Below are 12,920 nucleotides of genomic sequence, written 5' to 3'. Positions count from 1 at the left end.
TTGTAGATTAAAAGAGAAAAAAATGCGTATAGGGGTGAAGTTTTTTTCTTAAAATCTTTAATGCATTGTGTACCTGCGTTTTAACAGTTTTTTCGGAGATGGCTAACTGATCAGCAATTTCCTGGTAACTCAATTCTTGCTTGCGACTTAACTCAAATACCTGTCGCATCTTAGTAGGCAGGCTGTCTACTGCTTCTGAAATTATCGTTTCTATTTGTTTCTCGCGAATGCGAAAGTCTGTAGACTCCACTAACTTGTAAGTATGAAGAAATGATTCATAATAAGTGTCGACAATTTTGTTGTGTTTTATTAAGTCGAGTATCTTATTGCGCGCCGTGATGTAAAGATATCCTCTAATATTTCTGATGTGGGTCAGTGATTCGCGGTTTTCCCATAGTTTTAGAAATACATCGTGTGTGAGATCCTTGGTGAGTTCGTAGTCTTTTGTTTTGTTGTAGATATGAATATATATATCTTCGAAAAAGTGATCATAGAGCGCATCATAGGCAGCATGACTGCCTTCGCTAATCTTGCGGATTAGCTCGATCTCGTCTATATGTTGATCATTCGTATTCATACCAAACTTAAGCCACAATCAAATCCATTGAAAGTTTGCTAATAGGGCGACGTGTTAATAATAAGCTGTAAATGAGTAGTGACAAATATAAAAAAAGGTTTTACTGAATATACATGATTTGATGAAATTCGGCAAAAAAGTTCTCCTTGAAAATCAATGTGTTAATGGGGTTTTATTGAAAAGCAGCCTTTTTTCTTTGCAAAAAAGGTTAAAATTCGGATATTTGCATCACCAAAAACAAGCCTCCTTAGCTCAGCTGGTAGAGCAACTGACTTGTAATCAGTAGGTCATTGGTTCGATTCCGATAGGAGGCTCAGAAAAGGGTAAAGAAAAAGCTCATCGAAAGATGGGCTTTTTTTGTTTTTAATGCGGATGTCATTTCTTCGAGGGCATTGCTAGTATTGACTAGATCTTGAACTGTTCGAGTAAGGTACCTTGTGGAACCAATTTAAACCCCAATCAAACCCGATTCAAGATGGGTTTGATTGGGGTTATCATTGGGTTTACATTGGGTTTGAAAGGGAAGTGAGTTGACGTTGGTTGGATATGGTTGGGAGGAAGAGTGCTGGGGGAGAGGGAAAGGTTTCATAGAACTCGGGCGATTTAATCACAATCGACGTATAGTCTATGCGACGCGTTTGCTAGGACAACAGCTTTTTGCTAATTACTAATCTAAGGAAAATGAGGGAATTACCGTTCCCAAACAATTCCACTATGTTATTGATTTAAATATTAAGATGGTTGCAAAGAAAGCGGCCGGATATTTTTAATAGGTAATCGATATAGGCAACAATCATGTTTTTTTTTAATGCGAGCGATATGAAAAGTGTGATGTGGAAAGGGCTTTATTATGATTCACTTGAATATTTGAATTCTGAAATTCGTAACGAAGCGCGTTTTGTAGAAGCAAATACTATCGGTTTCTGCAATGGTCAATTCTGGTATTTGAATTATGAGGTGGTTATGGGAATAGATTGGGTTGTAAAGAGTTTTCATATTGTAATTGAATTAAATGGGGAACGAAGCATGATAACTGGACAGAATATTAATGGGGTCTGGTCGATTAATGATCAGGAAGCATCTGGATTCAAGGGTTTTAAATTTATAGATATTTCATTGACGCCATTCACGAATACACTGGTGATAAATAATCTTTTTCTAGCTGGTAGGATGGAGCAGGAGGTGGAAGTTATTTATATTGATATTTTAGAACGTGAGGTGAGTGCGGCAAAGCAGCGGTATATACAGCAGTCGTCTGATAGGTTTCTGTTCCAGCATTTGGAAAATAACTTCGAAGCTTTGATTTTGGTGGATGAGGACGGTTTTGTTTTGGATTATCCTGGGTATTTTAAAAGGGTTGGTGTTTGATTTGCTGAATGTCTCTCTGATTTTATTTTATAAGCAAAAGACATATTAGAATTTTGATGGCGGTAGGGAATAAATATGTATTTAGAGGAAGCGTTTTGGCGGTCAATATTTGGTCAGCGTTTTTAGACGTTTGATTACCTAATGTCCATTTTCTCCAAGAGCAATCCATTCTTCAAGCGCTGTTGATTTAATTGGCTGAACAGCCTCAAAAACATAAAAATGTCCTTCATCACTAAAAATAATACCGCAATGCGAATATTTTGAGTTTGTTGTAAGTTGAATGGCTTTGCTTTGTCCCGAAAGAGAGGTTTGGAAAATTAGATCGCCATTTTTGATTTCATTACTTTGGTTGTCCTTGTTGGCAGAATTGGTTATATTATTATCACATCATAAATTAAAGCCGATGTAATTACCACGACTTCAAATATTATAAACCCTAAGACATAAGCTAAAAATCCTTTAAGATAATTTTTTAATTTGTTGCCATAAAAATTACCAATTGCCCAACCTGTGTATAAAAATGCAAGGAATACGACTATAACTTCATTAAAAATAAATGTATCCGCTGATAACTTATTTAATATCGGTTCTATCGAAAAAATTAGCATTCCCATTCCCATTACAAAGGAAATCACAATGAATATTTCATAAAAATTATATTTATATTTTCTAAAGAATACTAATGTGCAAAGAGTAATAGGTAATATCATTAGTAGATTTGCATATCCGTAATTGTCCTGAATCCAAATCATTATATCGTTAACACTAGATTTGCCGTACATTTTTTTCGACATTTCTGAATATGGATTTTCTACTTTAAGATAATTTGCGATCAACGTATAAATTATAGAAGTTAAACCTAGATAAGTAATAGGTTTAGTTATCTTTTCTCTATTTTCGCTTATATATTCACGTATTAAAGATCCAGGAGTTAATAAAAGCCCTGTTGTAGTATAAAGAAAGCCTTTATCAAAATTTATAAGATTTAAACATTCTTGTAACGCATACTTCCTGTCGATTCTTGTTATTTCGTTATTGTTTCCACAGTTTCCACAATAATTTTTAGTAACTGAATCACCACAGTTTCTACAAATCCTTTCCATTTAGTCAAGATTTCTATTCTTCATCTCTAGATTAATAGTGTTTAAATCCGACTTATTTTTAGCTATTAGAAAGATAAAAAATAATGGAAAAAAGGTGAAAAATCCAAGACCTTTATTAACTGTACTATAAACAGCAATCCCAACTAGAAAACCAATTAAAACAGCACTAATAATTTGGTTTGATTTTAACTTTTTTTTCTTGTCTAATATTTCCTGATCCGTTAAGTTTGACAATTTTTTTTTATCCATTATTATTTAGCGTTTAAATTGGTTGAAATTCTGCTAACAGCTGTGTTGGCGAAACGAATATACAAAAAGTTTAAATTCGTTGAGCTTCTGATAATAGGTTTGCTAATGGATTTCTATAGGCTAATTTCGTTAAAGCAATTTATTTAGATATTCAAGTATTGTAAACTAGTTATTCAGAATATATTGAACAGGTTTTATCGCAAAGCTACTTATTGCGGTCCTAAAAAATACGGTGAGATCAGCTCAACGTCTTATTTCGAGTTTAATATGATTGTATTTAATGTTCAATAGCTTTTTTTAATTATACTATGCTGTTCATCATCAATTGTTAAATTGATTTGTGGAGAGTGGGAAATTCTGTTGAAAGCCCTGTGTCTAATAAGAAATTATAATAGATGAAAAAGAGAAAAATGGCTTAAAACAAGAAAGAGCAACTTTTTACAGTTGCTCTCATGTCTTTGCGGAGAGGGCGGGATTCGAACCCGCGGTACCGTTTCCAGTACGACAGTTTAGCAAACTGTTCCTTTCGGCCACTCAGGCACCTCTCCGGGTTTTGACAGTGCAAACATAAAGCAAAATTTTCACTCTACAAAGCTGTTATCGCTAATTTTTAACAATTTTTTCATACGAAATGACAACCTGCTGAATGTCAATTCCTTTATTTAGTTGTCTTTTTTCTTGCTTAAATCGTAATCTAAACGAACATGGTAAATACTCTTCAGCATAGATTTGAAAATCTTGGATACTTCAGTAATATCACGCATGGTAATATCCGCATTTGCAAACTGGCGTTGCATTAACTTATGATCTATAATCTTATCCACAAGGTTATTGATGGACTCTTCTGTAGGCTCTTTTAAGGCGCGGGAAGAGGCTTCAACCGAATCTGCCATCATCAATACTGCAGTCTCTTTGGAGAAGGGCACAGGGCCAGGATATTTGAATATAGACTCATCGATAACCTTATCAGGATTATCCTTTACCGCTAGGTTATAAAAGTAATCAACCTTTGTCGTACCGTGGTGCGTACGGATAAAGTCAATCACGACCTCTGGCATCTGATGCTTTCTTGCCATCTCGATCCCTTTCAGGACGTGCGAGATAATAATTTGCGCACTTTGTTCTGGCGTTAGCTCCTCATGTGGATTATCATTGGTTTTCTGGTTCTCGATAAAATAAAGCGGGTTGATCATTTTCCCGATATCATGGTACAATGCGCCTGCACGAACTAATAGCGGATTGCCACCGATTTTATAGATAGCTGCTTCGGCAAGATTTGCAACCTGCAGCGAGTGTTGAAAGGTACCTGGAGCTTTCAAGGATAGCTCGCGTAATAGACGGGAATTACTATTGGTTAATTCCATCAGCGTCAGGTCAGAGACAATGCCGAATAACTTCTCAAATGCATAGATCAGCGGATAGGCTAGAAGCGTTAATCCGACACTGACAGCAAACGGTAGGAGGTCTTGCCAGTAAATGGTCGAGAAGGAGCCGTTACGCGTCAATACTAATCCGATATAAGCAAGAATATAAGTCGCCAAGATAATCACACTGGAGACCAGGAATTGCTCTCTTTTTACTAGCGTTTTTATACTGTATATCGCCACCATGCCAGAAGTGAACTGCAGGAAGACGAAGTCGAAGCTATTTGGTACAAATAGGCCGGCTACTAACACCATCAGGATATGGATATTGAGGGCGATACGAGTATCGAACAACAATCTAAAAATGATAGGCACACTACAATAAGGAATGTAGTACAAGCTCGGGATCTTCATCTTAATCGCCCAACTCAAAACACCGAGCATAACGAGGATAACGATGAAGATAATGAAGAGCAGGCGATTGTTATTGAAGATATCCCTACGGAAATAGAATAGGAATACCATCAATAGCGACATCGCTAATGATATCAAGATGAAATGGCCGAACATCACGAGATTCTGTTCTCCGGATATCCGAGATTCATCTTCAAATACTTTCCGCAAAGACTCTAGTTTTTGGTAAGCCTCGTTATTGATGATCTTGCCTTGCTCGGCTATCAACTCATCCTTTTGCACCATCCCTCGGGTGGTCGAAATATTCGCTAAGGCGTTTTGTTCGACTTTGTTGGTTTGGCTCTCATTAAACACGAAGTTAATAGTGACATAGCTTTTTAGCACCTCAGCAAACCATGCCTTATGATCAATCAGTTCATTTTTCTCTATTGCTTCGCGTAGGTATTTATTTGCCGACTCAATGGTAAAGCAATCGACTGTATTTTTTTGCTGAGCGACATTGTCATGTACCAAGACAAAGTTGTATTGCATAGCTGTCGCATCATTCTTAACGGAGTCATTTCCTTTGACTTGGAATCGGTTATTTAAGGAGATAATTCCACGATTATAGACATAGTTGAGTAGGGCAGTGCCGACCTCTCTATACTTTGAAATATCGGTACCCGAGGAGTCGAGCTGGCTAGATTGCCATTTCTCATTTAGGTCGGTGTTGAACTGATCGATCTGCTCCTTGCTTGCTACGTCGTTAAGATTATAGATGGGCTGTACGGTACGGAGAATATATTGTTTATCACGCGCAAGCTCCTCTGGCGTCTTCAGGATAGCAAAGTTATAAGGGGAAGTCAGGTTTTCGTGATTCCATGGTTTTCCCTTCTCGTACTCATATTGGAAACGGGGTTGTTTTGGTAGGAATATGCAGATTAAAATAATCGTAATCACAACCATCCCATATTTCCATAGGGTTGAGTTCTGCTGTAACTTGTCTTTCGGGTAGTTAATCTTTAGTTTCGCCACGTTCTTATAATCTTCCTTATCAAACAAATGTAATTATTTTCGTGTAAATGCCCCTTATTTCTGAAAAGTATGGGGATGTTCGTCATTAGCGATTATTACTTCCTATCTTTGCAAAAAAATTATGACATGTCTGCAAAACAACATTTAATCGCCCCATCAATTCTAGCGGCTGACTTTGCTAAACTTTATGATGATATCCAAATGGTAAACAACAGCGAAGCTGATTGGTTCCATATTGATATTATGGATGGTGTATTTGTTCCTAACATTTCTTTTGGATTTCCGGTCATGCAAGCAATTGCTAAACACGCAAAGAAACCTTTGGATGTTCACTTGATGATTGTTGATCCTGATCGCTATTTAAAAGCATGTAAAGATAATGGTGCAGCAATTATTACCGTACATTATGAAGCTTGCACGCATTTACACCGCACGCTAGCAGCTATTAAAGAGTTGGGATGTAAAGCAGGTGTTGCGTTGAATCCGCATACGCCGGTTTCCTTATTAAAAGATGTTATTCAGGATATCGATTTAGTTTGTTTGATGTCGGTTAACCCGGGCTTTGGTGGTCAGAAATTTATTGAGCGCACCTATTCCAAAATCAAAGAACTTCGCGCGCTAGCTTTACAAGAGGGTACAGACTTGATTATCGAGATCGACGGGGGAGTGGGAACAGGAAATGCAGGTAAATTATTAGCGGCTGGTGCTGACGTTTTGGTTGCGGGAAGTTTTGTTTTCAATTCTGAGAATCCCATTCAAACGGTGAAAGAATTAAAGGAAGTAGACCCTACAATTCAGCTGGTTTAACACTTGTTTAGAATATTTCCAAATTGCAGCAAGGTGGCATAAATGCAACTTTAACTTGGTTTTTTTTGTATTTTTGTTCTTGTTGGCGTAAGTAAATATTTATTCCAATAGAATTAGTTAAAAGTAAATCATATTTAAACAAATAATACATGGCTTTTGATATAGACATGATCAAAAAAGTTTATTCACAGTATGATGAGCGCATCAATGCAGCTCGTCAGGTGGTGAATAAGCCTTTGACATTAGCAGAGAAAATTTTGTATGCGCACCTTTGGGATGGTACCGCTACGGAAGCTTACGAGAGAGGTAAGTCTTATGTTGATTTCGCACCGGATCGCGTTGCGATGCAGGATGCTACGGCACAGATGGCTTTATTGCAATTTATGCAAGCAGGTCGTCCGAAAGCTGCAGTTCCATCAACAGTTCACTGTGACCACTTGATTCAAGCTCGTGATGGTGCAGACCAGGATTTAACTCGTGCGAAGCAAGAAAGTTCAGAAGTGTTCAACTTCTTAAGTTCTGTATCTAATAAATATGGTATTGGTTTCTGGAAACCAGGAGCAGGTATTATCCACCAAGTAGTGTTGGAGAACTATGCTTTCCCAGGTGGTATGATGATCGGTACGGATTCACACACAGTAAACGCTGGTGGCCTAGGAATGGTTGCTATCGGTGTTGGTGGTGCGGATGCTTGTGATGTTATGGCAGGATTACCATGGGAGCTTAAATTCCCTAAATTAATCGGTGTTAAATTAACAGGTAAATTATCAGGATGGGCAGCTCCTAAAGATGTAATCTTGAAAGTGGCTGGTATCTTGACTGTTAAAGGTGGTACTGGTGCTATCGTAGAATACTTCGGCGAAGGTGCAGAATCATTATCATGTACTGGTAAAGGTACAATCTGTAACATGGGTGCTGAAATCGGTGCTACTACATCAACTTTCGGATACGATGAGTCTATGGAGCGTTACTTACGTGCTACTGACCGTGAAGAAGTTGCTGATGCTGCAAATGCTATCAAACACCATTTAACTGCTGATGCAGAAGTATATGCTAACCCTGAGCAATACTTCGATCAATTAATTGAAATTAACCTGTCTGAGTTAGAGCCATCATTGAATGGTCCTTTCACACCAGATTTATATACTCCAATCTCTCGTATGCGTGAGGAAGCTGGTAAAAACGGCTGGCCTACAAAAGTAGAGTGGGGATTAATCGGTTCTTGTACAAACTCTTCTTACGAAGACCTTTCACGCGCTGCTTCTATTGCTAAGCAAGCTATTGAAAAAGGATTAGTAACGAAAGCTGAGTTTGGTATCAACCCAGGTTCTGAGCAAGTACGCTTTACGGCGGATCGCGATGGTTTATTGAAAACTTTCGAAGATCTAAATGCAACAATCTTCACCAATGCATGTGGTCCATGTATCGGTATGTGGGATCGTGCAGGAGCAGACAAGCAAGAGAAAAATACAATTGTACACTCGTTCAACCGTAACTTCGCGAAACGCGCTGACGGTAACCCGAATACTTTTGCATTTGTAACTTCTCCTGAAATGGTAGCAGCTATCGCTATCTCAGGTGACTTAGGATTTAACCCGGTTACAGATACTTTAACAAACAAAGATGGAGAGCAAGTTAAATTAGATCCACCTACTGGTGATGAATTACCAGAAAAAGGATTCGCAGTAGATGATCCAGGATACCAAGCTCCGGCTGAAGATGGTTCATCAGTTACTGTAGATGTTTCTCCAACTTCAGATCGTTTGCAATTGCTAGAGCCATTTGCAGCATGGGAAGGTACAGATCTTAAAGGTTTGAAATTATTAATCAAAGCTAAAGGTAAATGTACGACTGACCACATCTCTATGGCAGGTCCTTGGTTGAAATACCGTGGTCACTTGGATAACATCTCTAACAACATGTTAATCGGTGCTGTTAACTACTTCAACGATAAAACAGATAACGTTAAGAACCAATTAACAGGCGAGTATGGTCCAGTTCCTGCAACGCAACGCGCTTATAAGGCTGCTAACATCGGATCTATCGTTGTTGGTGATGAGAACTACGGTGAAGGTTCTTCTCGTGAGCACGCGGCAATGGAGCCTCGTCACTTAGGTGTTCGCGCGGTATTAGTGAAATCATTCGCTCGTATCCACGAAACGAACTTGAAGAAACAAGGTATGTTAGGATTAACATTCGCAAACAAGGAAGATTACGATAAAATCCAAGAAGATGATATCATTGATATCATTGGATTAACTGAGTTTGCTCCGAATAAACCATTAACCTTGGTATTACACCATGCTGATGGCACCTCGGAAGAAATCTTAGCAAACCATACTTATAACGAACAACAAATCGGTTGGTTTAAAGCTGGTGGTGCATTGAATATTATTCGTGCTAACCAAGCTAAGTAATACTCCAACAGTTTAAATCTTAGCAATAAGATTAAAAATATTAAAGCCGCTCTATTTCCGAGCGGCTTTTTTCATTGCTTATTCTCTCTGAGGTCTTTACATTTGAGTAGACTGCCGAATCCAATTCATCCTATCTTTCTCCTTTTCTAAGCATATTTCGGTAGATTTGTCGAAGGTCGATCATCCAATATTACTTTTTTCAATACTATGAGAGCAACTATTACAATATGGAGCGTTTTTTTAATACTGACGCTAAATAATGTATTCGGACAACAAATCCCCTTCGAGAGAGATCCGGAGCATAATACAACAGTCACATATAATGAGCTCCAGAATTATTATCAGGAACTTTTAAAAGATCAAAAGCAAGCAAAAATTATTGATTTAGGAAAGACAGATATTGGCAAGCCACTTCAACTCATTGTCTTATCGAAGGATGCGGATTTTGATCCTCAAAGTATAAAAAGGAAAGGAAAAGCGGTGTTGTTTATGAACAACGGGATACATCCCGGCGAACCGGAAGGCATCGACGCTAGTATGATGTTCGTAAGGGATCTCTTAAAGCAAAACAAGCTGTCGTCGGAGGTAGTTATCTGTATGATACCTGTTTATAATATTGCGGGGATGATCAATAGAGGAACAACAAGAGCGAATCAGAACGGTCCAAATGCATATGGTTTCCGTGGAAGTGGACAGAACTACGATTTAAACAGAGATTTCATTAAAGCGGATACCAGAAATGCGATGCTATTCAATGAAGTCTTTAGCACCTGGGATCCGGATGTTTTCTTTGATACTCATACCAGCAATGGCGCAGACTATCAGCATATCATGACCCTGATTGCTACACATCCCGATAAATTACATCCCAAGCTAGGGGGCTATATGAAAGAACGATTTACGAATAGGATATATCAGGAAATGGAGAAAAAAGGATATCCAATGGTTCCCTATGTTGATTCCAAAGGCGAGACTCCGGAAACAGGCTTAGTTTCTTTTCTTGACGGCGCGCGTTATTCAACTGGCTATGCTGCTTTACATCATACTATCGGCTATATGCCGGAAACACATATGTGGAAACCCTATAAGGAACGCGTAGAATCAACTTACGCACTCATGGGAATTTTGCATGAAAACCTAAAAAAAGAGGCAAAGGATCTGGTAAAACTTCGTCGGCAAATAAAGCACGAGCTCGTTCATCAAAAAGAGTTTCCAATTCAATGGGAATTGGATACCACTAAGATTGAGCAGATTCCATTCCTAGGTTTTAAGAGTGGACATAAAATTAGCGAGGTCAGCGGACAGCAGCGCTTATTTTATGATCGAGAAAAGCCTTTTAGTAGCAGTATCCCGCATTATTATAGCTATAAGGAGACATTGCGCATTGAAAAGCCAAAAGCATATATCGTTCCCCAGGCATACGAAAAAGTAATCCAACTATTGAAGGCCAATAGAGTCGATATGCAACAGCTAAAGCAGGATACGGTCATCGATGCCCAAATGTATTATATACGCGATTATAGAACAGCTAATAGGCCTTATGAAGGGCATTATCCCCATAGTGCAGTTGAAGTGGAAGCTGTAAACAGAAAGCAAGCTTATTTTAAAGGTGACTGGATTATTCCTACTGATCAAGTGTCCATTCGTTATATCGTCGAAACCTTAGAGCCGCAGGATACAGATTCTTTTTTCAATTGGAATTTTTTTGATGCAATACTCTCACAGAAGGAATATTTCTCAGGCTATATTTTCGAGGATTATGCTGCTGAGATGCTTAAAAAGGATAAGGATTTAAAGAGATCTTTTGAGGAAGCCAAGTCGAACGACGGGAAACTTAAGGAAAGTGCTGCTGCCCAATTGCAATGGCTGTATCAGCGAAGCCCATTTTATGAAAAGACTTTCAACTTATATCCCGTAGCAAGAATTGTGGACTAATATTTTACTGCTGACATTCCCTTGTCAAATCTGCCATTAATTTTGAATCTATCATTAATCAACATTTAAACAGATGAGCACAACAGAAATTATTAGCAGAGACGAGTTTTTGAAACATTGGCAAGGACATCGTACATTGACAAGGAAAACGATCGAAGCTTTTCCGGAATCGGAGATCTTTAAGTTCTCAATTGCTGGCATGCGCGTATTCGGCGATTTAATAAAAGAATTGCTGAGCATCGGCGCCCCAGGCTTGGACGGTATAGTTCATAAGAAAATCGAAGGTTATTCTCACGAGTTGCCAGAATTGAAAACAAAAAGCGATCTTCTCGAAGAATGGGACAGGCAAACCGTTCAGATCAACGAGCTGTTTAATCAGATTCCTGATGAACAATTTCACGAATCTTTTAACTTGTTTGGGGAATATGAATTTCCAGTCTATCAGAACCTTTTGTATTTCGTAGATAATGAAATACATCATCGTGCGCAAGGTTTTGTGTACTTGCGTGCATTAGGCATCGAGCCGCCATTTTTCTGGGATAGATAATCAAGAACACAAAAGAGGGTTAAGCAGTCTTGCTTAACCCTCTTTTGTGTTATCATTGGAGATATTATTTTTGATATACAGAATTGACTTCGTTGATTTTCCAGCCATCTTTATCCATATTGATTGAAACATAGTCGATTCTTTTAAAGTTTCCGAAGTCTAAAGTAACGCGTGCTAAACTGTAATTGCTATTCTTCTCAACCAGCTCATAGCTCACTTCGCAATCATATTGAACGCCTTTATTTTTCTTTAAGAAGCTGATATAATCTTCTTTTCCAGATGTTTTTTGTGATTTACCGCCATTGAACTTCTGTGTGAAGTTGCTGTCGAAAAGATCGCTGATGTAAAGTGTGTTTCCTTTTACCGTTGCATTGATATATTCATCGACCACATTTTCAACAACGGCTTTGTTCAATGCCTTCTTTTCCTCCTTGATAGGGTTTGCAAATACGTTTACCGATGAAACGAATAGTAATGCTGCGATTGCGAAAGTTTTAGTTAGAGTTTTCATGTCTTTTATTTTTTTAATGTTTAATTGTTCTGTTATTATTTCTTATTTGATACTCCAAAGGTAGAGCGAATAGGTATGCAGGCCTATGTTGATTAGGTTGAAGCGGAAGAATATTCGGTGAAAGTGGGGGAGGATTCGGTGAAAAATTGGAAAGAATATTCACCGAGCGTAAAACAGAAAGAAAATAGCCTTCACTAAGGATAGAGAAGGCTATTTAAGGGAAAAATTATTTATTCGTGTTATTCAGTGGAGGTTAGCAACTTAATTCTATGCGCTTTTCCCCATTCAACCAATTGCTGAATTAGATCACCGGAGGAGCGACCGTAATCCGTAATGCTATACCTTACGGTTATTGGCTTTGTGTTTTGTTGTTCACGATGAACCAGATGGTTTTCTTCCAGATCTTTTAACTCCTTCGTCAGCATTTTTGCGGAGATGCCGGTGATCTCTCTTTGCATCTTCTTGAACGTGTTAATCTGATCATCGCGAGTAATTAGATAATGAAGGATGAGTAATTTCCATTTCCCGCCCAGTACTTCTAAGGTGTCGCGCATGGCGAGCAAATTGAGGCTACATTCTGGGGGATCGTTTTTTAATGTTTTCATACTACTGTG

The 12,920-nt window shown here is 38.3% G+C and carries 12 protein-coding genes and 2 tRNA genes; 6 read left to right on the top strand and 8 right to left on the bottom strand.

Annotated features, from left to right (window positions below):
* Window positions 1-7: 7 nt before the first annotated feature.
* Window positions 8-577 carry an RNA polymerase sigma factor gene (locus tag QYC40_RS08300; protein ID WP_301993492.1) on the bottom strand — a complete coding sequence of 190 codons (570 nt, stop codon included), beginning with the start codon at window positions 575-577 and terminating at the stop codon, window positions 8-10.
* A gap of 241 nt (window positions 578-818) precedes the next feature.
* Here QYC40_RS08300 and QYC40_RS08295 point away from each other — a divergent pair.
* Both QYC40_RS08295 and QYC40_RS08290 read left to right on the top strand, forming a co-directional pair.
* A tRNA-Thr gene (locus tag QYC40_RS08295) sits at window positions 819-891 on the top strand.
* A gap of 505 nt (window positions 892-1,396) precedes the next feature.
* Complete coding sequence (locus QYC40_RS08290; RefSeq protein WP_301993490.1) at window positions 1,397-1,945, top strand: putative glycolipid-binding domain-containing protein; 549 nt, start codon at window positions 1,397-1,399, stop codon at window positions 1,943-1,945.
* 138 nt (window positions 1,946-2,083) lie between these two features.
* Here QYC40_RS08290 and QYC40_RS08285 read toward each other — a convergent pair whose 3' ends face one another.
* The 5 genes from QYC40_RS08285 to QYC40_RS08265 all read right to left on the bottom strand — a co-directional run bounded on the left by QYC40_RS08285 (window position 2,084) and on the right by QYC40_RS08265 (window position 6,089).
* Window positions 2,084-2,281 carry a YiiX/YebB-like N1pC/P60 family cysteine hydrolase gene (locus QYC40_RS08285; RefSeq protein ID WP_301993698.1) on the bottom strand — a complete coding sequence of 66 codons (198 nt, stop codon included), beginning with the start codon at window positions 2,279-2,281 and terminating at the stop codon, window positions 2,084-2,086.
* A 35-nt stretch (window positions 2,282-2,316) separates the two neighbouring features.
* Window positions 2,317-3,048 carry a DUF3667 domain-containing protein gene (locus QYC40_RS08280; protein WP_301993489.1) on the bottom strand — a complete coding sequence of 244 codons (732 nt, stop codon included), beginning with the start codon at window positions 3,046-3,048 and terminating at the stop codon, window positions 2,317-2,319.
* Window positions 3,049-3,297, bottom strand: a complete 249-nt coding sequence (locus QYC40_RS08275) for a hypothetical protein (RefSeq protein ID WP_301993486.1) — start codon at window positions 3,295-3,297, stop codon at window positions 3,049-3,051.
* Window positions 3,298-3,758: 461 nt separating this feature from the next.
* A tRNA-Ser gene (locus tag QYC40_RS08270) sits at window positions 3,759-3,845 on the bottom strand.
* A gap of 114 nt (window positions 3,846-3,959) precedes the next feature.
* Window positions 3,960-6,089 (bottom strand): HD family phosphohydrolase, encoded by a 2,130-nt coding sequence (locus QYC40_RS08265; RefSeq protein WP_301993697.1) that lies wholly within the window; start codon window positions 6,087-6,089, stop codon window positions 3,960-3,962.
* 126 nt (window positions 6,090-6,215) lie between these two features.
* Between QYC40_RS08265 and rpe the strand changes: the two genes are divergently transcribed.
* From rpe to QYC40_RS08245, 4 genes are all read left to right on the top strand, one after another.
* Window positions 6,216-6,896: a ribulose-phosphate 3-epimerase gene (gene rpe / locus QYC40_RS08260; RefSeq protein WP_301993485.1), complete on the top strand. Its 681-nt coding sequence runs from the start codon at window positions 6,216-6,218 to the stop codon at window positions 6,894-6,896.
* 149 nt (window positions 6,897-7,045) lie between these two features.
* Entirely contained in the window at window positions 7,046-9,313 is a 2,268-nt protein-coding gene (locus tag QYC40_RS08255; RefSeq protein WP_301993483.1) for an aconitate hydratase, read from the top strand.
* 207 nt (window positions 9,314-9,520) lie between these two features.
* Complete coding sequence (locus QYC40_RS08250; protein ID WP_301993482.1) at window positions 9,521-11,248, top strand: M14 family zinc carboxypeptidase; 1,728 nt, start codon at window positions 9,521-9,523, stop codon at window positions 11,246-11,248.
* Between the two features lie 73 nt (window positions 11,249-11,321).
* Complete coding sequence (locus tag QYC40_RS08245; RefSeq protein WP_301993481.1) at window positions 11,322-11,795, top strand: DinB family protein; 474 nt, start codon at window positions 11,322-11,324, stop codon at window positions 11,793-11,795.
* 64 nt (window positions 11,796-11,859) lie between these two features.
* On the opposite strand, the gene QYC40_RS08240 is transcribed toward QYC40_RS08245, so the two are convergent.
* Together QYC40_RS08240 and QYC40_RS08235 are read right to left on the bottom strand one after the other, a co-directional pair.
* The gene (locus tag QYC40_RS08240; protein ID WP_301993480.1) at window positions 11,860-12,306 is read right to left on the bottom strand and encodes a nuclear transport factor 2 family protein; all 447 of its coding nucleotides are present in this window, start codon (window positions 12,304-12,306) and stop codon (window positions 11,860-11,862) included.
* 239 nt (window positions 12,307-12,545) lie between these two features.
* Window positions 12,546-12,911: a helix-turn-helix domain-containing protein gene (locus tag QYC40_RS08235; RefSeq protein WP_301993479.1), complete on the bottom strand. Its 366-nt coding sequence runs from the start codon at window positions 12,909-12,911 to the stop codon at window positions 12,546-12,548.
* Window positions 12,912-12,920: the final 9 nt, after the last annotated feature.

The organism is Sphingobacterium sp. BN32, from assembly GCF_030503615.1.
Lineage (GTDB): Bacteria > Bacteroidota > Bacteroidia > Sphingobacteriales > Sphingobacteriaceae > Sphingobacterium.
The sequence above is the reverse complement of the archived record's forward strand: the minus strand, read 5'-3'. Positions and strand labels throughout refer to the sequence as shown.